Here is a 22,672-nt window from a genome sequence, read left to right as displayed (position 1 = left end):
TCCCCGATGTGCAATTGCACATCTGAGGGCGATGCGAAGCATCGAACCCGGAATCTCGAGATTCCGGGTCTGGTCCTTCGGACCATCCCGGAATGACGGCAAGCTACACCGCCGGCTTCGGCAACCCATGAATCGCACACGCCGCGCGCAGCGTGTTCACCAGCAGGCACGCCACCGTCATTTGCCCGACGCCACCCGGCACCGGCGTGATCGCGCCGGCGACGTTGAGCGCTTCGGCATAGGCGACGTCGCCGACCAGGCGCGTCTTGCCGTCGGCGGCCGGCAGGCGGTTGATGCCGACGTCGATCACGGTAGCGCCCGGCTTGATCCAGTCGCCGCGCACCATTTCCGGCTTGCCGACGGCCGCATAGACCAGATCGGCGCGGGCGCATAATTGCGCGAGATCGCGCGAGCGCGAATGTGCGATCGTCACCGTCGCGTTTTCATTGAGCAGCAACTGCACCAGGGGACGGCCGACCAGGTTCGAGCGGCCGATCACGATGGCATTCATGCCCTCGAGCGAGGCATGCACGCTCTTGGTGAGAATAATGCAGCCGAGCGGCGTGCACGGCGACAGCGCGGCAAAACCACCGGCGAGGCGCCCGGCATTGTTCGGATGCAGCCCGTCGACATCCTTGGCGGGATCGATCGCATTGATGACGGTCTCGGTATGCAGCGATTTCGGCAGCGGCAGCTGCACGAGAATGCCATGCACCGCGGGATCGCGATTGAGTTGCGCGATCAACGCCAGCAAGTCCGCCTGCGCAACGTCTTCGGGCAGCACGTGCTCGAACGACGCCATGCCGGCTTCCTGGGTCTGCTTGTGCTTGCTGCGGACATAGACCTGGCTCGCCGGGTCGCTGCCGACCAGCACCACCGCGAGCCCCGGAATTATCTGATGCGCGGCCTTGATCCGTGCGACCTCGCCGGCAACGCGGCCGCGGAGCTCTGCTGCAATGATCTTTCCATCGATGATGCGGGCGGTCATCTCAATCCTTCGTATCCGGTTTGACTGCGGTCAGCCTGCGCAAGGTATCGCCGAGCGATTTGGGATCGCCGTCGACGGCAACCTGCTTGAGACGCGATGTCACGCCCGACAGGATTTTCACCCTGGCCTTGGGCACGCCGAGCGCCTTTGCCATCAGTTCCATGACCGCGCGATTGGCCTCGCCGCCCTCGGCGATGGCGCGAACCCGCACCTTGACCACGGAACGCCCGTTGGCGAGCGTTTCAATCCCGTCGATGTCGTCGCGGCCGCCGCGCGGCGTGACCCGCAGCGCCACACTGATGCCCTCGGTGGAATAACGCCAAGGATCCATCAATTCGCGGCGCCCTCGATCAGATGACGTTGGGATAGATGTAGTAGGCGATCACCCGCTGGATGAACATGATGATCAGGATCAGGACAATCGGCGAGATATCGAGCCCGCCCAGACTGGGCAGCATCCGGCGTATCGGCGCCAGAACCGGCTCGGTGATCCGGTAGAGGAATTCGGCCACGGCCGCGACGAACTGGTTGCGCGTATTCACGACATTGAAGGCGATCAGCCAGGACAGGATGGCGGAGGCGATCAATAGCCAGATATAGAGGTCGAGGACGATGGAGATGATGTCGAGGACAGCGCGCATGATGGAGGGGGCTCGCAGGTGGGGTAACCTGCTAGATATCGGTTCATCCCCCCGCAAACAAGGGAAGTTCCCATCAAAAAGACCCCGGAATCGGAGCTTTAACCGTTCTTGACTTGACCTTGGGCCGGACTGTAAATGGCGCCGATTGTCGGTCGCCTGTTCTCAGTTTGGGCGGCCGCGACGGGGCCATAGCTCAGCTGGGAGAGCGCGTCGTTCGCAATGACGAGGTCGGCGGTTCGATCCCGCCTGGCTCCACCAGCCTTCGCTTGCTTCGCAAGCTACGGCTCGGCAAGCCACGCCGTGCTCTATCGTAGCGAAGCTAGCGAAGGCTGCCGCGCCATAGCCCGAAGGGCGACGGCGGGCTGGTTCCACAAGCACACAACCCCCTCACTTCCCCGTAAACCTCGGCGGCCGCTTTTCCATGAAGCTCGCCACGCCTTCCCTGAAATCGCTGCCCTTGAGCGCGATCTGCATTTCCCGGTTGGCATCGATGGTGGCTTCCGCCAGCGTCTGGAACGGCACGTCGTAGAGCTGGCGCTTGATCACCGAGATCGCGCTGGGCGAGACGAAATCGGCGAGGTCGCGGGCATAGGCGTAGGTTTGCTCGCGCAATTGATCCGGCGCATAGAGCCGGTTGACGAGGCCGATGCGCAGCGCTTCCTCGCTGGAAACGCGGCGTGAGGACATCAGCAGATCGAGCGCGTTGGCGTGGCCGACGATTCGCGGCAGCATCCAGCTGATGCCATGCTCGGCGATCAGCCCACGGCGCGAGAACGCGGTCGTGAACACGGTGTTGTCGGCGGCAAAGCGCAGATCGCAATACAGCGCATGCACGAGGCCAATGCCGGCGGTGGCGCCGTTCAGCATGCCGATCACGGGTTTTGGAATCGCCGGATAATAAGCGTAGCGCGTCTGCCAGTCGGCGCGCCGGTTCATGTCGAACGGCGTGTTCTCGCCGCGCCTGATTTCGTTGGGATCGATCCCCTTCAGCCCTTCCATATCGGCGCCGGCGCAGAACGCGCGACCCGCACCCGTCAGCACGATGACGCGCACATTGTCGTCGGCGGCCGCCGTTTCCATCGCATGGCGCACGTCGCGCTCCATGATCGCGGTCCACGCGTTCATGCGGTCCGGCCGGTTGAGCGTAATGGTCGCGATCTTGTCGCTCACCTCATAGAGAATGTGCTGATAGTCCATGGCGATCTCCCATCGTCTGTTACGCAGACTTCTGGGAAGCAACTTACCACATCTGATGATTTTGAAAGGCGCGTGGAGGCGCGGGGAAATTCCGCGTGGCGGCTATTCCGCAGCTTCCGACATGATCGACACCGGCATGCGCTTGAGCCAGCCGGCGATGAATTGCTGCAGCCACGCGCGCTCAGCGACGTCGTGCACCGCGCGATCGGCAAAGTGCGAATGCGGCGCCCGCGCGCCCGGCAAATCCATTATCTCGCAGCGCGTGGTCCAGCGATGCATCATCGCGTAGGTCACGTCGGGGTGAAACTGGAAGCCGAAGGCATGGCCGGACTGGAACGCCTGCACCGGAAAGTCGTCGCCTTCCGCCAGCAATTCGGCGCCGGCCGGCAGCTCGAACCCCTCGCGGTGCCAGTGGTAAACCTGATCCGGCCAGTTCGGGCAGACCGCGTGGCCGGCTTTCGTCGGGCGGATCGGGTAATAGCCGATCTGGGTACGGCCTTGCGGATGGGATGCTACCGGCGCGCCCAATTGTTTGGCGAGCATCTGGGCGCCGAGGCAGACGCCGAGGAATGGCCGCTGTTCGCGCAGAGGAACCTCGATCCAGTCGATCTCCCGGCGCACATATTCGTCGCCGTCATTGGCGCTCATCGGGCCGCCGAAGATCACCGCGCCGGCATGCAGATCCAGCGTCTCCGGCAGAGGGTCGCCGAACCTCGGGCGGCGAATGTCGAGGGTATGCCCCAGCGCACGCAGCGCGTTGCCGACCCGGCCCGGCGTCGAGCTCTCCTGATGCAGGACGATCAGGACCGGCAGCAGAGGTAGGGTTTCTTGGGTCGGCGCGGCGGCCAGCGCCCTTTGCCCCGGAAAGGGCAGGACGTTTTCGCCATTTTTTCGCGACCGGAACGACATCGACGTGCTCAGGGCCTCAAACCAAAACCATACCTAAGTGAGTCTTAATTTCAGGTGAGTTCATGCGGGGCCTGCAGATATTTGCAAATATCTGTAAGCAAATCGCGGGCCAGAGCGTCTGTGAGGCGTATCACGCCGCCATTTCAGCGCTTGCGCAGCTGGAAACGGCCGACCGCCCCCAGGATGAACGAGCGCGGGAAGAACCGGAGCAGGAACGGCACGATCTTGATGCCAAGCCCGGGCAACACCGCGCGCTTGTTGGCCATCAGCCCGTCATAGGCCTGCTTGGCGACATCGGCGGGCAGGACGTTGAGGATCACCGAATCAAATCCGGGCGCAAAGCCGGCGCGGGCCTGGAACTCCGACGGCACCGGGCCCGGACACACCACGGTGACGCGGACGCCACGCGGCGCCAGTTCCGCCCGCATCGCTTCGGTGAACGACAATACATAGGCTTTGGACGCGTAATAGACCGCCATCCCCGGGCCGGGCAGAAAACCTGCGACCGAGCCCATGTTGAGCAGCCCGCCGCGATGGCGGATCAGCTGATCGGCAAACCGCAGCGACAGATCCGTCAGCGCGCGAACGTTGACCGTGATCATGTCGAGCTGATCGGCGCGATCGCGCTGGATCGCTTTGCCGAACACGCCGAAGCCGGCATTGTTGACGACATATTCCACTTCGACGCCGGCCGCCGTCAGTGCGTCGGCAATCTGGTCGGTTGCCCCCGTTTGGGTGAGATCGCAGGGAATCACGATCGGCGCCGCACCGCCGGCCGCCGTGATTTCAGCCGCCAACGCCGTCAGCCGGTCCGCGCGCCGCGCCACCAGCGCCACACGATGCCCCCTGGAAGCAAACACACGCGCCAGTTCGGTGCCTATGCCCGCCGATGCACCGGTGATCAGCGCCACACGCTCAGTCACGATCGAATGCTCTTAAAATGAATTACGGAAATACCGCCCAACGGGAGAACGAGAGCATAGGCTTGTGGTGCGACGCAAGCCACCCCGCAAGCATGTCGCCATGCAAAGGCACGCATTTGCTGGATTGAAGTCCAGTATTTTCAGGGTCTATCGCGCGTCGGGATCGCGGGCCGCGCTCCACATTAAAGTTTCGTCATCTGCGGCCAGGCACAGCGCTTACGTTGTCGCGTCGGCCGCCTTCGTCGCGCCCGCGAGGGGCTTGCCTTGAGACTTGCCCTCAGAATTTCCTTGCCGCTCCGCGACACGGTGCTTGAGATCGATCCGGTCGCGCGACGAGACGCCCAGGAGATCTGCGGCGCGCCAGAGCACGTTATCCTCGAACTCGGTGACGTCACCGTCGGCATAGACCATTTCCCACATCATCTCGACGATGCGCAGGCGGCCCTCCTCATTCACGCTGCGCATGATGACGCTGGTGAAATGATAGAGATCGACCGCGTCGCCTTCGACCCGCGTCGCCGAGGCAATCAATCGGTCCGCGGTGCCGGGATCGAGCTCAAAGCGGCTTTCGATCAGGCTGTGCAATTTGCGCTTCTCCAGCGCCGTCGGCTCGCCGTCGAGCGAGACGACGTGAACCAGCAGCGCCGTCGCCGCCAGAAGATACCCGGTATCGTCGAACGCCCGATCCTGATTCGCATCGGGGGAGACAATGTCGGCGATGAATTGGCGAAGTCCGTCGAGCATCGACACCTCTGTGGAACGAAGGTTGGTAGCGGTTATATGGCGTGGAAACCAGGCCACGCAATGCGTGGGGCCTGCCGGGGGAGCATTACGTTTAGGCAATCTCTGGCCCCTACGGCGTCATTGCGAGCGAAGCGAAGCAATCCATCTCTCCGATGCCGCGCTATGGATTGCTTCGCTGCGCTCGCAATGACGGAACCTGTCCTACGGTATTTCGTACACCACGATCTTGTCGGCGATGCCGCGCAGCGCCGCCTCTTTCTGGATCGGCTTGATCGCTTCTCTCTCGAGGATGCCAGCAACCGCAGGCGACTCGATCACCGGACCGGTGATGTGCATCTCCTGCGAGGTCGACAGGCTCTGCACACGGGCGGCGATATTCACGGTCTGGCCGAAATAGTCCTGCCGCTCGTTGAGCATGACGGCAAGACACGGGCCCTCGTGAATGCCGATCTTGACGACCAGGTCCTCGGTGCCGCGCGCAGCATTGAGGGCGTCCATCGCGGAGCGCATGCGCAAGCCCGCAACGATCGCATGTTCCGGCTTGATGAACGTCGCCATCACGGCATCGCCAATCGTTTTGACGACGGCGCCCTTTTCCGACGAAATGATTTCCAGCAGCGCTTGGAAATGCGCGCGCACCAGGTCGAACGCGGCGAGATCACCGACCCGCTCGTACAAGGCGGTCGATCCTTTCAGATCGGTGAACAGGAAGGTCAGCGACGTGATCTTGAGGCGTTGATCGACGCTGAGATTGTCGGCCTTGAACACGTCGCGGAAGGTCTGGTTCGACAGCATCCGCTTCGCCGTGAGAAACGGTTTCCGCTTGCCGATCAGGTGATGCATCACATCACCAGCGATAAAGACCGTAGGCAACGTCCGCACATCGGCCTGATTGTCGAGCGACAATCGCAACGGTCCCGGACGCAGGGTCCTGGTTCCGCCTGTCGGCGTCGGGGTCTTGTTGTAGACCAGCGACAGCTGCTGGCGCTCCTTGGTCGGCTCGCCCTGAACGTCGATGAACTCAGCCGAATGCGTCACCGGTTCGAACACGATGATGAATTCTTTCGGCAATTGCAGCGACAGCACCGCCTTCTCGCCCGCCGGCAACTCGAGCGTATCCAGCGTCACTTCGTCGGCCAGCGTCGCGATATCAGCCGCGTCGAAATCGATGCCCGAACTCCAGAACATCTGTTTGTAGTATTCCCAGACCGGCAGCGTATTGGGATCATGCGCGGCGATCCGCCTGACCCGGGGGCTGACGGTAAAGGCCACCTCGACCTGCTCGTCGACCGAGGCCTCGTAACCGCAGGCGCAAAGGCCGCAATGGTAGTCGTCCGGACTGAGCGATTTCAGCGTGCTGTGGGCGCCGAGCACGCCGCCGCAACCGGGGCACAACACGTTCCAGGTCAGGTCGAACAATCCAAGCCGCGACGCGTGCAGAAAGCCCGAAATCACCCGCTCTTCGTCAAGCCCGCTCCGTCTTGCAAAATCCAGCACGTTGATGCGGTTGAGCTCATGATCCTGGCCGTTCTCGACCGCAAGCCGGATCGCATCGGCCACCGCGGGATCGGCGGTCTGATTGAGCATGGAAAATTGCGCTTTGACGTCACTCATGATCGCAGCCTAGAGCAGATTGGGCGGGCCTCCAAGCCAAGCAATGCGCCATGCGCATCACCGCGGCACGATGGCAAACAGCGGTGAGCGGTCCGGCTGGGTCGTCACCACGCCGACCGGCATCACCGGCGCCTTGTCGACCATGCTGACACGGAACGCGCCGATCATCTTGGCCAGTGCCAGCACCGCCTCCACCAGCGCGAAATGCGCGCCGATGCAGACGCGCGCGCCAACGCCGAACGGCAGATAGGCGAAGCGATCGGGCGGTGTGCCCGTCATGAACCGCGAGGGCACGAACGCGTTCGGATCACGCCAGAGCTTTTCGTGCCGGTGCAGCAGCCAAGGCGCGATCAGCACGACGTCGTTTTTCTTCACCGGCATGCCGCCGATCGTATCGGGCCCTGCTGCCGCGCGTATGATCAGGAAAGCGGGCGGGTAAAGCCGCATGGTCTCGTCGACCACCGCGCGGGTGAATTTCAACCGCTCGATGTCAACCGCCCCGTTTACGGTGGCGAGCTCGCCATTGACGCTCGCGCCCTGCACCTCGGCCGCAACTTGTTCCTGGGTCGTGGGGTCGAGTGCCAGAAGATAGAGCGACCAGAACAGCGCGGTGGCAGTCGTCTCGTGGCCTGCGAGAATCATGGTCGCGACTTCATCGCCGAGTTGTTCGTCGGTGAAGGCACCGCCGGTTTCGGGATCGCGCGCCGCGCCCATCAGGTCGAACAGATCGCGCGGCGGGGCGCCTTCGGTCTTGCCGGCGGCGCGACGCTCTTCCATCAGCATGCCGACAAAGGCCGTCCAGCGCTTGCGGAAGCGGGCGCGCGCGAAATCCTGCGGGCTTGGCCAGCGCGGCGGCAGCAGCATGTCGAGAAAATGCGGCGACGCCAGCCGCTCGCCATACTCCGTCACGAAATTGCGCAAGGCGGCGCCGTGGCGGTCCATACCGAACGAAAACATCGTGCGCCCGGCAATCTCGAGCGTCATCCGCTGCATCGCTTCGCGCAAATCGACCGGCGCATTGCTGGCGGCCCTGAGCTTGGCGATGGTCTGGTCGGTTGCCGACAGCATGTGCGGAACCAGCGTCGTCACCGCACGCGGCGTGAAGGCCGGCGACAACGTTCGGCGCTGATGTTTCCAGGCGCGTCCCTCGGCGGTCAACAAACCGTCGCCGACCAGCGGCCGCAGCACCCGGAAGCTGGCCGGCGTGCGCGTATAATTCTCGTAATTGTCGACCAGCACATGCCGGATCGCATCCGGCGTGTTGAGAATGAAAGTGCTGCGCCGGAAAAAACGGCCGCGAACGATATCCTCTTCATAGGCCCGCTGGCCCCAGCTGCCGATCACGTTCTCGCGGATCGCCTTGATCCGCCGCAGCATCGTCATGTCGTCGGGCGCGCGCGGCGGGCTCGGCGGCACCAGCGGCGCGCGGGCGACCGGCATGTCGTAGGCTTCGGCGATGCTCATGGGCGCCACTTTCGGTTCCCGGATGAGCGAAGCGATATCCGGGATGGTGCCAAAGCCCCGCATATCGCTGCGCTCATGCGGGCTACAATCCTATCTATGTCTCCGATCCCGGCATGACAAAGGCGCCGGCACCGGTAATAGTCGAGAAAACAGCTAATAAGTCAGCTCAGCTACCGCAATCCGGTTTTCCGCTGCCGGCCAGGCGCGCGCCACAATTCGCTCCTGGTTGAACAGCGCCACCACGGCGCGGCCAGCCTCCTCGGCCGGAAGCCGCAGGGTGGTGACCGAATCGGTCGGCACGCCCGGTTTCACGTCCTTGGGCTCCTTGCCGTCGAACAGCACCACGTCGCGCGGCAGGCCGAAATAGCCCCGCGGCCGCGACATCAGCACGACAGCGCCGGCGCCGGAATCGGCAGACCCGAGCGGCCGGGCGGCCCGCAAATGCAGGATGTCGGAGGAGCGCGGGAATGGCGAACGGTAAAAATGCGTCGTGGTCGCGTGCGGCGAGGTCAGCACGATTTCGAGATACCAGCTGGGGTCGACCTGCGCCGGACCCCAGCGGCCATCGGCGCCGGTCTGCGAAGAATGAATCGGCCCGCCATTGCGTTCGCCGGTTTCGGCGGAGACGCGATAGACATCGACCGTTGCGCCGGATACCGGACGGTTGGTCTGAACGCCGGTCGGCGTGCCCGTCACCAGCCCGCTCAGTCTGACCTGCGCTTCCGGCACGATATCGAGACGCGACGGCTCGCGGCCGGCAATGAATTTGTAGATCTCGCGGAACGCGCGCGGATGGTACGCGGTCTCGCGATGATCGATTGCCCCGAGCGCCAGATTGGTTGCACCCTTCAGCGCCGGACCTTCTGCGGTCACGCCGGTTGGCGTGCCCGGCTTGCCGACGAAGCGGCCGTCGGCTTGCGCGAATTTGTCGATGGCGTCGCTGCGCAGCGTCAGAAATGCCGTGCCATCAGTGACTTCGTTTTCGCCCTCGTTCAGGCCGCGCAGGAAAGGCCCGCGGCCGTTGAACTCGCCGCCGAGGCCGTCGTCCCAGTCATAGACGCCGTGGTTGGGAACGCCGCACAGCACGGCATGGCTGACATCGCCGCCGCCGCCGTTCTTGACATAATTGCGGATCGAATTGCCGCCGCGCGAATTGCCGACCAGCGCGATACGCGGCGCACCGGTGCGCCGTTTCAGTTCCTTGATGGCCTCGCCCAGTTCGCGGCGCTGGTCTTCGGTCGACGAGCGGTTCGGCTGCTCCAGCTTGTCGTCGCTGCGCGCCAGGGGATCGGTGAAATTGATCGCGAACATCCGCTCGTGCGGCACGCCGTTCGACTCCATCCGCCACAGCGTGGTGATCCAGAGCGCGGCATGATCGCCATTGCCGTGCACGAACAGGATCGGCGGAATCTCGGCGGCCGCAGGCACAGCCTGTGCCAACGCCCCGAATCTGAAGGGGCCGCCCAGCAAAGATAGCGCGCCGGCGCTTTTCAGGATCGATCGCCGCGATAGGCTCATTATGTGACCTTCCGTTACTTTTCAGTACTTTAGCTGTGTCCTAGCACCACCGAGGGCGGCGTAACTACTGGACAGGGCAGGGTTTTCGCAGGCATCTCTCTAAATGCAAATGGAATCAAATCGGTGACAGGGGACAGGCGGAACGGACCATGACCGACCAGCCTAAGCGCTCGCGTTTTGCCGCCGACAGCATCGCAGCGCCGCTGCGGCACGCGGTGTTCCGCCGGATATGGCTCGCCAGCCTGGTGTCCAATCTCGGCCTGTTGATCCAGGGCGTCGGCGCGGCCTGGGCGATGACGCAAATGACGTCCTCGGCCGACAAGGTCGCATTGGTGCAAACCGCGCTGATGCTCCCCATCATGCTGATCTCGATGCCGGCCGGCGCCATCGCCGACATGCACGACCGGCGCGTCGTGGCGCTGGTCTCGCTGTCGATCGCACTGGTCGGCGCCACCGCGCTGACCGTGCTGGCGTGGTTCAACCTCGTCACCCCGAATGTGCTGCTGGCGCTGTGCTTCATCGTCGGCTGCGGCATGGCGTTGTTCGGGCCGGCCTGGCAGGCCTCGGTCAGTGAGCAGGTGCCGGCGGAAACGCTGCCGCAGGCCGTCGCGCTCAACGGCATCAGCTATAACATCGCGCGAAGCTTTGGACCGGCGGTCGGCGGCATCGTGGTAGCGACCGCGGGTGCGGTAGCGGCGTTCGCGGTCAACGCGGTGCTCTATCTGCCGCTGATGGTCGTGCTGTTTCTGTGGAACCGCACCCATGAGCCGTCGCGCCTGCCGCGCGAGCGTCTCAACCGCGCGATGGTCTCCGGCGTGCGCTATATCGCCAACTCGCCGTCGATCCGCATCGTGCTGATACGAACATTGGTCACCGGACTGATCGGCGGTTCGGTCTCTGCGCTGATGCCGCTGGTGGCGCGCGATCTGCTGCATGGCGGCGCGCAAACCTACGGCATCATGTTGGGCGCCTTCGGCATGGGCGCCGTTATCGGGGCGCTCAACATCACGGAAGTGCGCAAGCGGCTGAGCGGCGAAGCCGCGGTGCGCGCCTGCGCGATATCGATGGCCGGCGCGATTGCCGCGGTGGCGTTCAGCAAGAACGCGGCGCTGACCGCAGCGGCCCTCGTGCTCGCCGGCGGCGTGTGGATGCTGGCGGTCGCCCTGTTCAACATCGGCGTGCAGCTCTCGGCGCCGCGCTGGGTCGCGGGCCGCTCGCTGGCGGCCTTCCAGGCCGCGATCGCCGGCGGCATCGCGGTCGGAAGCTGGGGCTGGGGCCATCTGACGGACTACGCCGGCGTCGAGACCGCATTGCTGGTCTCCGCAGGCCTGATGCTGGTTTCGCCTGTTCTCGGCATTTGGCTGCGCATGCCGCCGGTCGGCGCGCGCAACGAGGCTGCCACCGAAGTGCTGGCCGATCCCGAAGTGCGGCTGTCGCTGACCGGACGCAGCGGACCGCTGGTGGTCGAGATCGAATATCGCGTGGCGCAGGACAACGCCCGGCTGTTCCACAATGTGATGCAGGAAGTGCAGCTGAGTCGCCAGCGCAACGGCGCCTATGGCTGGTCGATCGCGCGCGACATCGCCGATCCCGAATTGTGGACCGAACGCTATCACTGCCCGACCTGGCTGGATTATCTGCGCCAGCGCAACCGCGCGACACAATCCGAACGCGCGTTGCACCAGCGCGCGATCGACTTCCACCTCGGACCCGAGCCGATCCGCGTGCGCCGCATGCTGGAGCGACCGTTCGGATCGGTGCGCTGGAAGGAAGATACGCCCGACCGCGCCGCCAACGAGGTATTGCCGGTCGCGACCGTGGCGGGGAGCAGTACGTAGATATCCCACCATCGTCATTCCGGGGCGCGGCGTAGTCGTGAGCCCGGAATGACGGGAGTGCGTTACCGCCCGTGGCTCGCCAGCGTTTGCTGACAGCCCTTGCTGATACGGGCGCGGTTCTGCTGCAGGCACGCCAGCACGACCATGTCGCCGTCATTCATCTGGGCGCGGCAAAACCGCGAGACGTCGCGGGCGCAGGCGTCATGGCCCGGCTGCTGCTGCGCCGAAGCCGTCGACGTCATGAGAACCAAGGGAATAACGAAAAGAAATCTGGTCATCTTAGTTGCCTTCACACACAGCAATAAACGATCCCCGCCTTCTATCGCGTTTTCAGGCGAAAGCCAGCCTGGAGCTGGTCCGGCTAAAAACGGTTTGGCGCGGAAACCGCGGCCGGGAAACGAAAAAACGCCTGCGTCGCATCGACGCAAGCGCTTTTCGAGAGCCGAAGCGGAATGGGATTATTGCGCGGCGACCTTGCTGGACTTCTGCGCGGCGAAATCGCGGTCCATCACGGCGCGGCAACCGCTGGATAGGTTGGAGCGATTCTTGACCATGCAGGCGGTGATCTTCGGAATGTTCGGGATTTCGGAGCTGCAGAGGCGGAAGGCATCGCCCGAGCACTGCGAGCGGGCTTCTTCGCTGAAGGCATAGCCCGCGGTCGAGGTAACTGCGGAAAGCGAAGCGGCAACGGCCAGCACGACACTGACGTTGCGAACGGTGGTGAAGAAAGCGGTCATTTTCGGCTCCCATTGGCGCCGCAGGTGCGGGGCCCGTTGTTGATGACCACACCATGCACCGGGGTTCCCGCACCCGCTGTGACGTTCATCACACAGAGATAAGCCCCTAACTTTCTTGGGCTCCCGGCGCCGTGTTGGGGAGGCGTTAAGACCTTATTGGCATTAATGGCCCGTTGCGTTGTGTCCCTTGCGTTATGTGGAAAGTGTAGCGATGCGTAATGCGTTAGGCCTGATGCTGGCCACTGTTGTTTCGGCGGCTGTGATCGCCGGTGTTTGGTTCTGGACGTCCTCGCCGCGCGCTGATGCGGCAGTCCCTCAAACTGTCGCCGCCCGCAAGGCCGAGCCGTTGCCGGCCGCCGCCAAGTCGAAGGATGACGTCGAGGTAACGGCGTCGCTCACGAAGCCGGCCCCGCCGCCCGCACCTGCTGCGCCGGTGGCCGCAAAACCGGTTTGCGCCAATCCCGATGCGCTCGGCGTCAGCCGCACCGTCATTATCGACACCACGGGCGGACCGGGTTTCGGTTTCCTGCAATACAAGCAATTCGACTTCCTGACCGAGAAAGAGGTCGTGCTGACCTTCGACGACGGTCCCTGGCCGACCACGCCTGCGGTGCTGAAGGCGCTGGCGGACGAATGCACCAAGGCGGTGTTCTTCCCGGTCGGCAAGCACACCACCTATCACCCGGAAATCCTCCGCCAGGTTTTCGTAGCCGGCCACACCGTCGGTTCGCACACCTGGTCGCACGCGCATCTCGACAGCAAGAAGATGACGGAAGCGCAGGCCAAGGAAGAGATCGAGAAGGGCTTTAGCGCCGTGAAGATGGCGATCGGCGCTGCACCCGCGCCGTTCTTCCGCTTCCCCGGGCTCGGACACACCCAACCCGCGCTGACCTATCTCGGCACGCGAAACATCTCGATGTTCTCCGTCGACGTCGATTCCAACGACTTCAAATCGAGCGGTCCCGACCAGGTCATCCAGAACGTCATGACCAAGCTCGACAAGCAGGGCAAAGGCGTCATTCTGATGCACGATCTGCAGAAGCACACGGCGACCGCGCTGCCGACGCTGCTGCGCCGCCTCAAGGCCGGCGGCTACAAGATCGTGCTGATGAAGGCCAAGGTGCAGCTCGAGACCTTGGCCGAGTATGACGCGATGCTGGTCAAGGACCTCAAGGTCCCGACCGTCGCCAGCCGCCCGATCGCCAGCGTGGTGCAGACGGCTCAGGAGTAGGCAAGCGCGGCACCGCCGGCATCAACCCACAACAAAAACGCGCCCCGGCTCAATCCCGCGGGCGCGTTTTGCTTTCTGGAATTACCAGTAAATGCCGTGTCGATGCAGCGCGTTGATGATGCGCCGTTCGGTCCAGTAGCGTGACCTCCGGGGCTTATCGTATCGCGGACCATCATCATATCGACGCGAGTCCGAATATCGCGGCTCATCCTTGTAGCGCGGCTCGTCGCGGTACCGCGGCTCGTCCTTGTAACGGGGCTCGTCCTTGTACCGCGGCTCGTCGCGATACCGGTCAGGCTTGGCTTCGACGATCGCCGGACGCTCGACATATTTCGGAGTTTCCGCCTTGGGCGCCTCGGCCGCGCGCGGGGCTTCGGCCTTCGGCGGTTCGGCAACTTCGGCAATTTGCGGCGGCGCGCTGGTCCTGGCCGGTGCGGCGGTTGTTTGCGTATCGCTGCCGGCCAGCGAGAGGCTTCTTTTATCCCCGGCCTGCGCGCTGGCAGACGCCAAAACGAACCCTGCGATCAGAATGAATTTGCGCATGTGTGTCTCCCGTTTTTGGTGGCGGGAAAACTAGGCGAGGACCGCGGATCGTTATGTGAGATAGGTCACGCAAGGGCGTGTCCGATGCGCGGGGGTTGCCGCAAGCAGCATTCGAATCAGTGGGCGCGCAAAACGCTACCGGGGCCGCGCTGCGTCGTCGGCCAGTTCCAAGGGATCTTGAGCGGCCTCAAAACGGGGAATGAGGTCGGCGGGAAGTGCAACCAGCTTTGCTGCACGGTTGATGGACGATCCAAATACGGTGGCCGCCGCGACGTGCTTTGCCAGTTGCGTGTAGTCGTTCCAGATCAAATAGAACATCAGCGGTGGCTGCTCGCCATTATCAAGCAATTGGCTGGCGCGTTCGCCGGCTCCCTCGGTGAGCCACCATTGATGCGCCAACGTGACAATCCTTCGAAAATTACGAATCGTGCCGGACTGCTTGCCTGGGTGAACGCCGGACAATTGGGCGCAATGTGTCAGCCAATTGAGGCCGGCCAAAATAGCAATCGCAAAATCGGTCGTCGCAGTTCCGGTGAAATCAATCACGGTCTCGTCGTGAGGGCGCTGAAACAGATAAGCGTTCATCATCTCGACCTGGCGGTCCGCACCGGTCAGCAACTCGAATTGCGGACTTGGCACCATCGTCACATATCGCATCGCTTCCAGTCGGGTGTGATCCCAAACCGAGCTGATATCGCCATCCAGATCCGAAAGCGCCCGCTTGCAGGCTGGATAGATCAGTTTGCCGTTATCGGCATCATCGAGGTATCGCGGAACGCGGCTGCGTATTTCTTCAAGGATCGCGCGCGGTCCGCCAACGCGCCCCGTGTCGGCAGACTTCGTCGAAGGCTTTGTCGATTTCCACCAGTCAAACACTGCCTTGCCCTCTGGCCAGGCGAAGAAATCAGGAGCAAAGCCAGATAATAGCGACCGCCATTGGCAAGCCCAAGACCAGGGCAACGGCAATTGTCGATGTGAATGCGGAAAGCAAATTTACCCCCAGTTGCACCTTGCCCGGTTCAGACATGGCTCTACTCCACGGTTCGGAAAGGCAAAAAGCCGGTCACCGGGACAGCGGAGACGGCTTCTCGCCGCACACTCGTTTCCAGAAGGGACGACGCAGGGTGCGCCGACATGGTTAATGGAGGGTTAACGGCGCGGGATGGGCACGGAAAATGCCGGCACGGCCACCTCGGGACGGAGAACAGCGGGCACCATCGCTGGAACGTGGTCCGCTACAGAACCGGCTGTTACCTGGGGAACAGCGCGCCGATTCACCTTCAGGCATTCTCCCAATCACAGGACGCGAAAGGTCGCGCCCGACTCAACAGCAGAGAGAGCCGTGAACACGCAGACCCAACAGATTGCAGCCCCTGACGTGCTGACCGATGAAGCGCTTGCAGCCGTGTACGGTGGCGCGAAGCGGCAAGTTACGAAAGAGGAATATGAGCGCATCCTTGCCAAGATGATCGCTGACAGTAAGCCCAAAACTTTTTTTGGATTGTTCTAGATAGATCTCGAGCCCTGAGGTTGTCAGAATGATCTTGGTACTCCGCAAGACGCCTCGGATCCGTCGGAAAACTGGTGCCGCAAACAGGACTCGAACCTGTTACCCCGTCATTGCTTGGGATGGTGCAGCAGTTCGTCTAAGGCCCGTCAAACCGCAAAAGCTGGTGCCACAGGGTCCCCTCGGCCAGTTAGCTAATAGTATCTTGGCGGGTCTTCGCCGGTCCGCGTCCTCGCGACAAGTCGCGTACCGGGCCTGGCTTTGATTCACCATTCGTAATCTGGCAGCATGAAGCGCGGCTTGTTACAGAACGATTTGTGCCTGCACGAGTGAGAGAATCTAGGGACGGCGCCCATCAGGGAAACCCTAAGCGCCGAGATTTGACACTCTCTTCAATTGCGGTTCCAATCAAAACAATGATCTGGGCAAACTGTCGGAATCAGTTCCAGAAGTACGTAAATCCCGCCAATAGTGGTCGACACGAATGCAAATTTCCGTAGTAGTCCCGGCTCATAATGAGCAAGAGAACTTGCCGGTACTGCTTGATCAGATTCTCAACGCTATTCCGACGGGGTTGCATGAAATAATTGTCGTGGATGATGGAAGCACCGACGACTCTCTTGCCCTTGTCAAGGCGGCGTCTTACTCAGATCGAAGAATAAAGTATATCGGGTTCTCGCGAAATTTCGGGCACCAGACTGCTCTTCGCGCCGGATTGAGGGCCGCGACTGGCGACTGCGTCATCACCATGGATGCCGACCTTCAACATCCTCCGCGCCTGCTTCCTGACTTGGTGTCGAAGTGGCGTGAAGGTTACAAGATTGTTTTGACCATCCGAAAGGATGTCGAAAATCTTTCTGGCTTTAAGCGTCTAACTTCCTCCCTCTTTTATAAGCTTATGAATTCTGTCTCGGACGTTTCAATCGATCCAGGGAGTGCTGATTTCCGTTTGCTCGATCGCAAAGTAGTGGACGTTATCAATAACCTTTCCGAACATGATTTTTTCCTTCGAGGCATCATTCCCTGGGTCGGATTTCCCGCTACGAAAATTGATTATACACCGGATCAGAGGCTATACGGTTCGACCAAGTATTCCCTGCGAAAGATGATCTCGTTCGCGATCACCGGCGTTATTGCAAGTAGCGTTCAACCCCTGAGGCTGGCTACAATTCTAGCTCTCATTATTGCAAGCCTTAGTGCTCTCTACGCGATGTATGCGATGATGATATTCCTGACTTATGGCCGAGTCGTTCCTGGTTGGACATCAGTTGCATTGGTGGTCTCGGTCATCGGGGCACTCCAGCTGTTTGTGCTCGGAGTAGTGGGAGAATATGTGGGAAGAATTCTTCGGGAGACCCGGAACCGGCCTGGATATGTGATTTCGCAATCGAACATTGATCGAGCAGGAGAATGATGGCGGTCTTTCGACACGAGGATGTCTATACCATTCATACAGACCTCGGAGGTCGCGCGCATGCAAATGGACGATAAAAAAGTGCAGCTGCTGGAACGGCAACGAGAGCACTTCAATTCGATTGCCGGTCGTTACCATGAAGGACGGCAAGCCTCCAATCATCGCTTCCTAAAAGATCTGATGTGGAGTGATATTTTCTCCAGTTTTCAAAATCTAAAGGGGTCACATCTCGATGTTCTCGAGCCGATGTGTGGATTTTGCGACGGGCATGATATAATCCGAAATCACCTTTCAGCGGACATCAACTATCAGGGATTCGATTATAGCGACGCGGTTATTGAGTCGATCAAGAAAACCAATCCCGGAATTCAAGTATGGCAAGCCGATGCAACCAAGTATTTGCCCGCAGTCGACAGTTATGACCTGATCATCTTGATTGGCGGCCTCCATCACACCCCCCTGGACGCACGAGGCATTGTTAGAAACCTCGTAACAGGTTTGCGAACTGGCGGTCTGTTTGTCAGCTATGAGCCGACGCACGGCAACCCGCTTTTTCGAATGGTGCGCGAAGGCATCTATAGGAACAACTCGTTGTTCGATGAACAAACCGAACGTGCGTTTCCTGTAAGTGAGCTCTGCAAATTGTTTATTGACGCTGGATTAAGACGAGAGCTCATCCGATATCCAGGCCTGCTTTCCTACATTCTCTACTACAATCCCGACGCATTTCCTGCCCTGAACATAGGTGAGAAATCGTTTGTGAGTTTATTGTACTCGTTCGATAGGCTCTTTTATAAAAATGCAATGGGACGGGCGCTCTCGTTTGCAACGCTTTCAGTTTGGCAAAAACCATAGGGGCATCTAGAGCCCATCCCAATCGCCGATCTGGACGTTCCAATCAGCTGGAACTTGCTCGGCGCCGGGTGCCCGAAAATAGAGCGACTGACGTTTTGGCAGTAGAACTTGCGGAAGTCGCAGATATCTTCTTCTTAAGCTGGGGTACAACGGCGGGCTGGTCATAATGAAATTCGCTTGCATGCCCTTGCCCGCACCGACGCTTTCTGATTCCTTTATCAGATCAGCAAGTGCCGTTTCGCTGCGAGCTGCGACTTCCATGACTATGCCGACCTTGCGTCCAAAGATATTGAACGATCTTTGCACGCAATACCCTTCTTCTCTCTGAATGATGTCGTATCGACAAGCCGGATTTTTCTTGTATCTCCATTCAAGATATTCTCGGCTTCTGAAGAACGAGTAACTACCATCGCGATCAACTGGATTGAAATCTCCAAAGGTGATCCGATTATTTCCAGGATCATCAAGCCTCGATCTTGTCGCAAAGGGATTTAGAGGCCTTACAAAGGTCAGCACATCAGCGGCGAGCCCGAAGCCTTGGCTCTCGATCCCCCGCCTCGAATTTTCGTTGGGGAAACAGACAAGGAGTTGGCTCCCTAGTTTTTCAACCAATGCGCTCAGGCATGTGCGATAATGGCCCTTACTTCGTTGTGAAGAGAGCGTTGCGATGTCCCCTACTTGCCATCCGTTTATTACACCAGAGGGCGTGCGGAATAATGTTGGAATCGCAGAGACGCTGGAAACGATCGTCCCCTTGTCCCGAACGCTGGAAACTACGGCCTCGCCAAAGGGCGAGAAATACTTCCAGAGATAGAACTCCCGAGTTAGTGTTGCCCCGATTTGGTTCGCCCAAGTAGAGCGTTCGAATGCCTCGCGTAGCAATCGAATGTGACGATCAATTTCCAGCTCGCGAGCGTTGACGACTGTGACTTGCATTTTCTTGCTCGACTCGGTCAATCGAAAAGAGGGCCCACAATGGCAGTATTGGTGACTGGTGGCGCCGGCTATATCGGCGCTCACACAGTTTTGGCGCTGCTCGAACGAGGGCTTTGCCCAATCGTTTTAGATGATCTTTCCGCCGGATTCGGTGACTTTGTGCCAAGGAATGTTGAACTCGTCGTCGGTGATATCGGCAATAGGGATCTGGTAATCGACGTCATTCAGAAGAATAAAATAGATACCATTATTCATTTTGCGGGAAAGGTGGATGTTGCGGAGTCGATCGCGAATCCGATGGAATACTATCTAACCAATACGATCAAGGCTCACTCGATCATCAAAGCCGCTGCGAATAGCGGAATCAAAAACTTCATTTTTTCCTCGACTGCAGCTGTGTACGGGCGATCGGAATCCTCTTTAGTACATGAAGCGTCCCCGCTAGCTCCGATCTCCCCCTACGGTCGGTCAAAGCTGATGACAGAGCAAATCCTTAGCGATGCCCACGCTGCTCACGGCTTAAACTATGCGATCCTCAGGTATTTTAATGTGGCGGGCGCTGATCCTGGCGGGCGATGTGGACAGGTTACACGAAACGCTACTCATCTTATCAAGACGGCATTGTCGGTCATAACCGGGCGCAGGCCGTTCATCGAGATTTACGGCGATGATTATTCGACGCCCGACGGCAGCTGCATCCGTGATTTCATCCATGTTTCGGACGTTGCCAGCGCACATATCTTCGCGCTCGAACATTTACAAACTGCGGGGGAAAGCATCACCTTGAATTGCGGCTACGGCAGAGGCTATTCCGTAAAGGAGGTCTTGAAGGCGGTAGAGACCGTGACGGGTAAAACAATTCCAAAGCGTATCGCTAGCAGGAGGATCGGTGATCCTATGTCACTCGTCTCAGATAGTTCACGCTTACGCGGTCTGGGATGGAAGCCAAAGTTCGACAATTTGTCCACGATCATCGAACACGCTTACAGTTGGGAAATGACTTTGGCAAATTACGACCCGGAGTAATCTCGTTCGATGGGGGTCAGTTCATTTTCGTTGGAATCGCTGCCGCTTACGATAGCGAGTTAGTTGGCCATCGGCGTGACCCATCGGGTCATGGACGATATCAAAGCCATCCGAACCGCGACCCTCGCTCAGCCCACTTCAGTGATGGCAAGATAGGGCGGCACTGTGGTAGCAACTGAATCGATGTCGACTCCCGCCCCTCTCGCTTCTTGCCGTTTAAACGTATGACTTTATCGGACGATACCTTATGAGCTCCCAATACTATGCGACTGCGATAAGCCTTTTTAGACGCAGTTGGCATGCAACGCGACGAGTGCGGCTATTTTTACAGCAGCATTATGTGGAAATACTCGCGTTTATCTGGCCAGTCATCTTCTTGCATCGCTATTTGATCGGGAGCGTCGGCGGCCGCTATTCCCTGACGATCAGCAACGATTTCCTATTATACTACGTGTACAAGCCTTATTTGCTGGATTTCTATGCGCAACTTCGCATGCCGATTTGGTCGCCGACTGAGGCAGCCGGCTTTTCCCTAATTGGAAGTGCGCTCGCCCAACCATTCTATCCGCCGACTATCCTTCTCATTGCTTTCTACCGCGTGGTCGGCGGGTTCAGCAGCTTTGACTATCACTGGTACACCATACTCCATGTCTGCCTCTTCAGTTTGGGAATCGTAGTTTGGCTACGCCGACAACTGGGCCTTTCAGCACGAGCTGCGTTGTTTGCTGCGCTCGTTATCGCAGTCAGCTTCAAGATGACCGACATTCTGCGGTTCCCAAACGCAGTGTTCAGCGTAGCCTGGTATCCGTGGATACTTATTGGGTTGACGTTATGCACGCGTAAGGGCTTCGGATTGGTCGGATGGCTTGTCACGATTGTCTCTACCTTGAATCTTTGCACCGCTGGCTATCCATACTTTATTGTCTACGCCCTATTTCTAATCGGACCCTACTTGTTGATCGTGAGCTACGGTCCGACGCGAGGTGTCATCTCCTTGAACGAAGGAGTTCCAGGAGGGGGATTTCTCAAAAATCTGGTGGTGGGTACCTCCGCCCTGACAATTGGCGGTCTGGCAAGCTTGCCTTGGCTGTTGGAAGTGCGCCAGATTTTGAGCTTTACCGCCGCGCGCTCAACTGCTGACTATGGCTTCGCCACCAAATACTCTTACTCGCCACTTCAGACTCTCGGCGCCTACGTCTTCCCGCCCGTGGGAAATCCAGAGGGGTGGGTCTATTTCGGTACGCTCAGCCTCTTCATCATTTCATTCTTCGTTGTGATCGTGCTGCACAGGCCCAAGACGCGAAGCGCGGACTTTTGGCTCATTGTACTCAGCGCATGCTGGATCGCGACCGTAACTGGCATGACACTCGGGCGGTATTCTTACCTGTTTGACATGGTCTGGAGCACATTTCCTTTTCTGCAGGGCCTGCGAATTTGGGGCCGCCTGAATATCGTATTGCTTCCGGTCTTCGCGCTCCTTCTTGCTCGCGCCTGGCAAGTCTTCGAAGCACAGCTGATTTCGCCAGGCGATCTATCTCGGTCGTGCAAGTTCGCTCTGTATTCATTCATGGCACTCGTGGTCGCAGTTCAACTCGGCCTTTTGTTCGGTGCAACGTTTGATTACTACTGGCTCCATTATGCCGTAGCTCAGCTTGGGCCCGCTTGGTGGTACCCGCTCATGGGCGTCGTTTCTGCGCTGACGATGGCATTCTTCATGTCTACAGCCGTTCGCCGCAAAATCTCCATACGGCCAGCGGCATTTTTGATTGTTTGCGTCGGCATTATCACCGTTGATATTTGGCCGGAGTCCAGCACGCAGTGGGCGGCTCGTTATCCCGACCGATACAGCACCCGCGTAACGCACCCTATCGCGGATCAGGTCTCCGCCGGATTTAGCGCTCCACGTCGGAGTGTTTATGGAGCAATTTGGCCGGAGTTTCTCCCATCGTTTAACCTCGGGGTCGTCTCCGCTTGGTACAGTGAGGGTTATGTCCGCTTTTATAATCGTTACTTCAATGGGGATGCTAGCGTACGGCCGGACCTGCCGGCGGAGGAACGTGCGGCGCTGGAAACTTTCCTCGGCATCCGTGATGGCTCCAGGCTGTTCTTGACCCGAACTCTCGACCACCCCACTATCGCCAGCTTCCTGGCTGATGCGCGTGAAGTGGAGCAGAGCAGCCGCATAACTTTTGAGCGCTATGATGGGACCGAACTCCGCGTCCGCATCACCGCAGGCGAGCCGCTAATCCTGAGCTTTGTTGACAATTGGCTCCCTGGCTGGAACGCGACTGTGAACGGCAAGCGAAGGACTATCGAACTGTTGTTCGGAACCTTCAAAGCCTTACGTGTCGATCCAGGAGGAAATGAAGTTCGGTTTACATATCGTCCGGAGATGTTGAAGTATTTCTCGGCGACCCCTTAGCTTCGTTTTCATCTATAAAGTGCCCGAATTGCTTGTCTGTCGGTCATTCGCGAAAGTCGCTTTCGGTACCCGCCTGGATGGCGCCGTCAAGAGTTCCAGGCTTCATGGCTAGACCTATCGATCAGACACAAATGTAACCGCCGAGTAACCGATTACTCGTCGGAT

The 22,672-nt window shown here is 59.8% G+C and carries 23 protein-coding genes and 1 tRNA gene; 8 read left to right on the top strand and 16 right to left on the bottom strand.

The window, feature by feature from the left end; all coding sequences use genetic code 11:
* Nucleotides 1–103 precede the first annotated feature (103 nt).
* From folD to JQ629_RS18550, 3 genes are read right to left on the bottom strand one after another with little or no spacing between them, the layout of a single operon-like run.
* The gene (folD, locus tag JQ629_RS18560) at nucleotides 104–988 is read right to left on the bottom strand and encodes a bifunctional methylenetetrahydrofolate dehydrogenase/methenyltetrahydrofolate cyclohydrolase FolD (RefSeq protein ID WP_212210323.1); all 885 of its coding nucleotides are present in this window, start codon (nucleotides 986–988) and stop codon (nucleotides 104–106) included.
* Nucleotide 989: 1 nt separating this feature from the next.
* Nucleotides 990–1,319 carry a DUF167 domain-containing protein gene (locus tag JQ629_RS18555; RefSeq protein ID WP_212268647.1) on the bottom strand — a complete coding sequence of 110 codons (330 nt, stop codon included), beginning with the start codon at nucleotides 1,317–1,319 and terminating at the stop codon, nucleotides 990–992.
* 19 nt (nucleotides 1,320–1,338) lie between these two features.
* Complete coding sequence (locus JQ629_RS18550; RefSeq protein WP_212268646.1) at nucleotides 1,339–1,629, bottom strand: YggT family protein; 291 nt, start codon at nucleotides 1,627–1,629, stop codon at nucleotides 1,339–1,341.
* A gap of 182 nt (nucleotides 1,630–1,811) precedes the next feature.
* Between JQ629_RS18550 and JQ629_RS18545 the strand changes: the two genes are divergently transcribed.
* Nucleotides 1,812–1,887: transfer RNA gene (locus JQ629_RS18545), tRNA-Ala, on the top strand.
* Between the two features lie 129 nt (nucleotides 1,888–2,016).
* On the opposite strand, the gene JQ629_RS18540 is transcribed toward JQ629_RS18545, so the two are convergent.
* The 7 genes from JQ629_RS18540 to JQ629_RS18510 all read right to left on the bottom strand — a co-directional run bounded on the left by JQ629_RS18540 (nucleotide 2,017) and on the right by JQ629_RS18510 (nucleotide 9,998).
* On the bottom strand, nucleotides 2,017–2,826 hold the full coding sequence (locus JQ629_RS18540; RefSeq protein ID WP_212413893.1) for an enoyl-CoA hydratase: 810 nt from the start codon (nucleotides 2,824–2,826) through the stop codon (nucleotides 2,017–2,019).
* 102 nt (nucleotides 2,827–2,928) lie between these two features.
* Nucleotides 2,929–3,735, bottom strand: a complete 807-nt coding sequence (locus JQ629_RS18535) for a glutamine amidotransferase (RefSeq protein WP_212413892.1) — start codon at nucleotides 3,733–3,735, stop codon at nucleotides 2,929–2,931.
* A 143-nt stretch (nucleotides 3,736–3,878) separates the two neighbouring features.
* The gene (locus JQ629_RS18530; protein WP_212413891.1) at nucleotides 3,879–4,658 is read right to left on the bottom strand and encodes an SDR family NAD(P)-dependent oxidoreductase; all 780 of its coding nucleotides are present in this window, start codon (nucleotides 4,656–4,658) and stop codon (nucleotides 3,879–3,881) included.
* 216 nt (nucleotides 4,659–4,874) lie between these two features.
* Complete coding sequence (locus JQ629_RS18525; protein WP_212268642.1) at nucleotides 4,875–5,402, bottom strand: tellurite resistance TerB family protein; 528 nt, start codon at nucleotides 5,400–5,402, stop codon at nucleotides 4,875–4,877.
* 201 nt (nucleotides 5,403–5,603) lie between these two features.
* Nucleotides 5,604–7,016: an adenylate/guanylate cyclase domain-containing protein gene (locus JQ629_RS18520; protein ID WP_212413890.1), complete on the bottom strand. Its 1,413-nt coding sequence runs from the start codon at nucleotides 7,014–7,016 to the stop codon at nucleotides 5,604–5,606.
* 57 nt (nucleotides 7,017–7,073) lie between these two features.
* Nucleotides 7,074–8,480 (bottom strand): cytochrome P450, encoded by a 1,407-nt coding sequence (locus tag JQ629_RS18515; protein WP_212413889.1) that lies wholly within the window; start codon nucleotides 8,478–8,480, stop codon nucleotides 7,074–7,076.
* Nucleotides 8,481–8,633: 153 nt separating this feature from the next.
* Nucleotides 8,634–9,998 (bottom strand): hydrolase, encoded by a 1,365-nt coding sequence (locus JQ629_RS18510; protein ID WP_212413888.1) that lies wholly within the window; start codon nucleotides 9,996–9,998, stop codon nucleotides 8,634–8,636.
* Nucleotides 9,999–10,147: 149 nt separating this feature from the next.
* On the opposite strand from JQ629_RS18510, the gene JQ629_RS18505 reads away from it, so the two are divergent.
* Nucleotides 10,148–11,836, top strand: a complete 1,689-nt coding sequence (locus JQ629_RS18505; RefSeq protein WP_212035731.1) for an MFS transporter — start codon at nucleotides 10,148–10,150, stop codon at nucleotides 11,834–11,836.
* Nucleotides 11,837–11,898: 62 nt separating this feature from the next.
* Here the strand turns inward: JQ629_RS18505 and JQ629_RS18500 are convergent, their stop codons facing one another.
* Nucleotides 11,899–12,114, bottom strand: a complete 216-nt coding sequence (locus tag JQ629_RS18500; RefSeq protein WP_212413887.1) for a hypothetical protein — start codon at nucleotides 12,112–12,114, stop codon at nucleotides 11,899–11,901.
* Nucleotides 12,115–12,294: 180 nt separating this feature from the next.
* The gene (locus JQ629_RS18495) at nucleotides 12,295–12,573 is read right to left on the bottom strand and encodes a hypothetical protein (protein ID WP_212413886.1); all 279 of its coding nucleotides are present in this window, start codon (nucleotides 12,571–12,573) and stop codon (nucleotides 12,295–12,297) included.
* 211 nt (nucleotides 12,574–12,784) lie between these two features.
* Here JQ629_RS18495 and JQ629_RS18490 point away from each other — a divergent pair, with 211 nt between their 5' ends.
* Nucleotides 12,785–13,804, top strand: a complete 1,020-nt coding sequence (locus JQ629_RS18490; protein WP_212413885.1) for a polysaccharide deacetylase family protein — start codon at nucleotides 12,785–12,787, stop codon at nucleotides 13,802–13,804.
* A gap of 81 nt (nucleotides 13,805–13,885) precedes the next feature.
* Here JQ629_RS18490 and JQ629_RS18485 read toward each other — a convergent pair whose 3' ends face one another.
* The 3 genes from JQ629_RS18485 to JQ629_RS37550 all read right to left on the bottom strand — a co-directional run bounded on the left by JQ629_RS18485 (nucleotide 13,886) and on the right by JQ629_RS37550 (nucleotide 15,374).
* The gene (locus JQ629_RS18485; RefSeq protein ID WP_212413884.1) at nucleotides 13,886–14,347 is read right to left on the bottom strand and encodes a hypothetical protein; all 462 of its coding nucleotides are present in this window, start codon (nucleotides 14,345–14,347) and stop codon (nucleotides 13,886–13,888) included.
* A gap of 135 nt (nucleotides 14,348–14,482) precedes the next feature.
* On the bottom strand, nucleotides 14,483–15,223 hold the full coding sequence (locus tag JQ629_RS18480) for a hypothetical protein (protein ID WP_212413883.1): 741 nt from the start codon (nucleotides 15,221–15,223) through the stop codon (nucleotides 14,483–14,485).
* A 28-nt stretch (nucleotides 15,224–15,251) separates the two neighbouring features.
* The gene (locus JQ629_RS37550) at nucleotides 15,252–15,374 is read right to left on the bottom strand and encodes a hypothetical protein (RefSeq protein ID WP_283813455.1); all 123 of its coding nucleotides are present in this window, start codon (nucleotides 15,372–15,374) and stop codon (nucleotides 15,252–15,254) included.
* Between the two features lie 315 nt (nucleotides 15,375–15,689).
* Here JQ629_RS37550 and JQ629_RS18475 point away from each other — a divergent pair, with 315 nt between their 5' ends.
* The 3 genes from JQ629_RS18475 (at nucleotide 15,690) to JQ629_RS18465 (ending at nucleotide 18,123) form a co-directional block, all read left to right on the top strand.
* Complete coding sequence (locus JQ629_RS18475; protein WP_212413882.1) at nucleotides 15,690–15,857, top strand: hypothetical protein; 168 nt, start codon at nucleotides 15,690–15,692, stop codon at nucleotides 15,855–15,857.
* Nucleotides 15,858–16,338: 481 nt separating this feature from the next.
* A complete protein-coding gene (locus tag JQ629_RS18470; RefSeq protein WP_283815943.1) occupies nucleotides 16,339–17,268 on the top strand; it encodes a glycosyltransferase family 2 protein in 930 nt (309 codons plus the stop codon).
* Between the two features lie 60 nt (nucleotides 17,269–17,328).
* Nucleotides 17,329–18,123 carry a class I SAM-dependent methyltransferase gene (locus JQ629_RS18465; RefSeq protein WP_212413880.1) on the top strand — a complete coding sequence of 265 codons (795 nt, stop codon included), beginning with the start codon at nucleotides 17,329–17,331 and terminating at the stop codon, nucleotides 18,121–18,123.
* A 6-nt stretch (nucleotides 18,124–18,129) separates the two neighbouring features.
* Here JQ629_RS18465 and JQ629_RS18460 read toward each other — a convergent pair whose 3' ends face one another.
* Complete coding sequence (locus JQ629_RS18460) at nucleotides 18,130–19,059, bottom strand: GNAT family protein (RefSeq protein ID WP_212413879.1); 930 nt, start codon at nucleotides 19,057–19,059, stop codon at nucleotides 18,130–18,132.
* A 39-nt stretch (nucleotides 19,060–19,098) separates the two neighbouring features.
* Between JQ629_RS18460 and galE the strand changes: the two genes are divergently transcribed.
* Entirely contained in the window at nucleotides 19,099–20,085 is a 987-nt protein-coding gene (galE, locus tag JQ629_RS18455; RefSeq protein ID WP_212413878.1) for a UDP-glucose 4-epimerase GalE, read from the top strand.
* A 340-nt stretch (nucleotides 20,086–20,425) separates the two neighbouring features.
* On the top strand, nucleotides 20,426–22,507 hold the full coding sequence (locus JQ629_RS18450; RefSeq protein WP_212413877.1) for a hypothetical protein: 2,082 nt from the start codon (nucleotides 20,426–20,428) through the stop codon (nucleotides 22,505–22,507).
* The last annotated feature ends 165 nt before the right edge of the window (nucleotides 22,508–22,672 follow it).

The organism is Bradyrhizobium sp. AUGA SZCCT0222 (genome assembly GCF_018130205.1).
Classification (GTDB): domain Bacteria; phylum Pseudomonadota; class Alphaproteobacteria; order Rhizobiales; family Xanthobacteraceae; genus Bradyrhizobium.
The sequence above is the reverse complement of the archived record's forward strand: the minus strand, read 5'-3'. Positions and strand labels throughout refer to the sequence as shown.

What these genes read in the sequence shown, in the direction of transcription:
- folD (WP_212210323.1), bottom strand. Translation starts at nt 988, where the DNA reads ATGACCGCCCGCATCATCGATGGAAAGATCATTGCAGCAGAGCTCCGC.
- JQ629_RS18555 (WP_212268647.1), bottom strand. Translation starts at nt 1,319, where the DNA reads ATGGATCCTTGGCGTTATTCCACCGAGGGCATCAGTGTGGCGCTGCGG.
- JQ629_RS18550 (WP_212268646.1), bottom strand. Translation starts at nt 1,629, where the DNA reads ATGCGCGCTGTCCTCGACATCATCTCCATCGTCCTCGACCTCTATATC.
- JQ629_RS18540 (WP_212413893.1), bottom strand. Translation starts at nt 2,826, where the DNA reads ATGGACTATCAGCACATTCTCTATGAGGTGAGCGACAAGATCGCGACC.
- JQ629_RS18535 (WP_212413892.1), bottom strand. Translation starts at nt 3,735, where the DNA reads ATGTCGTTCCGGTCGCGAAAAAATGGCGAAAACGTCCTGCCCTTTCCG.
- JQ629_RS18525 (WP_212268642.1), bottom strand. Translation starts at nt 5,402, where the DNA reads ATGCTCGACGGACTTCGCCAATTCATCGCCGACATTGTCTCCCCCGAT.
- JQ629_RS18520 (WP_212413890.1), bottom strand. Translation starts at nt 7,016, where the DNA reads ATGAGTGACGTCAAAGCGCAATTTTCCATGCTCAATCAGACCGCCGAT.
- JQ629_RS18515 (WP_212413889.1), bottom strand. Translation starts at nt 8,480, where the DNA reads ATGAGCATCGCCGAAGCCTACGACATGCCGGTCGCCCGCGCGCCGCTG.
- JQ629_RS18510 (WP_212413888.1), bottom strand. Translation starts at nt 9,998, where the DNA reads ATGAGCCTATCGCGGCGATCGATCCTGAAAAGCGCCGGCGCGCTATCT.
- JQ629_RS18505 (WP_212035731.1), top strand. Translation starts at nt 10,148, where the DNA reads ATGACCGACCAGCCTAAGCGCTCGCGTTTTGCCGCCGACAGCATCGCA.
- JQ629_RS18500 (WP_212413887.1), bottom strand. Translation starts at nt 12,114, where the DNA reads ATGACCAGATTTCTTTTCGTTATTCCCTTGGTTCTCATGACGTCGACG.
- JQ629_RS18495 (WP_212413886.1), bottom strand. Translation starts at nt 12,573, where the DNA reads ATGACCGCTTTCTTCACCACCGTTCGCAACGTCAGTGTCGTGCTGGCC.
- JQ629_RS18490 (WP_212413885.1), top strand. Translation starts at nt 12,785, where the DNA reads ATGCGTAATGCGTTAGGCCTGATGCTGGCCACTGTTGTTTCGGCGGCT.
- JQ629_RS18485 (WP_212413884.1), bottom strand. Translation starts at nt 14,347, where the DNA reads ATGCGCAAATTCATTCTGATCGCAGGGTTCGTTTTGGCGTCTGCCAGC.
- JQ629_RS37550 (WP_283813455.1), bottom strand. Translation starts at nt 15,374, where the DNA reads ATGTCTGAACCGGGCAAGGTGCAACTGGGGGTAAATTTGCTTTCCGCA.
- JQ629_RS18470 (WP_283815943.1), top strand. Translation starts at nt 16,339, where the DNA reads ATGCAAATTTCCGTAGTAGTCCCGGCTCATAATGAGCAAGAGAACTTG.
- JQ629_RS18465 (WP_212413880.1), top strand. Translation starts at nt 17,329, where the DNA reads ATGCAAATGGACGATAAAAAAGTGCAGCTGCTGGAACGGCAACGAGAG.
- JQ629_RS18460 (WP_212413879.1), bottom strand. Translation starts at nt 19,059, where the DNA reads ATGCAAGTCACAGTCGTCAACGCTCGCGAGCTGGAAATTGATCGTCAC.
- galE (WP_212413878.1), top strand. Translation starts at nt 19,099, where the DNA reads ATGGCAGTATTGGTGACTGGTGGCGCCGGCTATATCGGCGCTCACACA.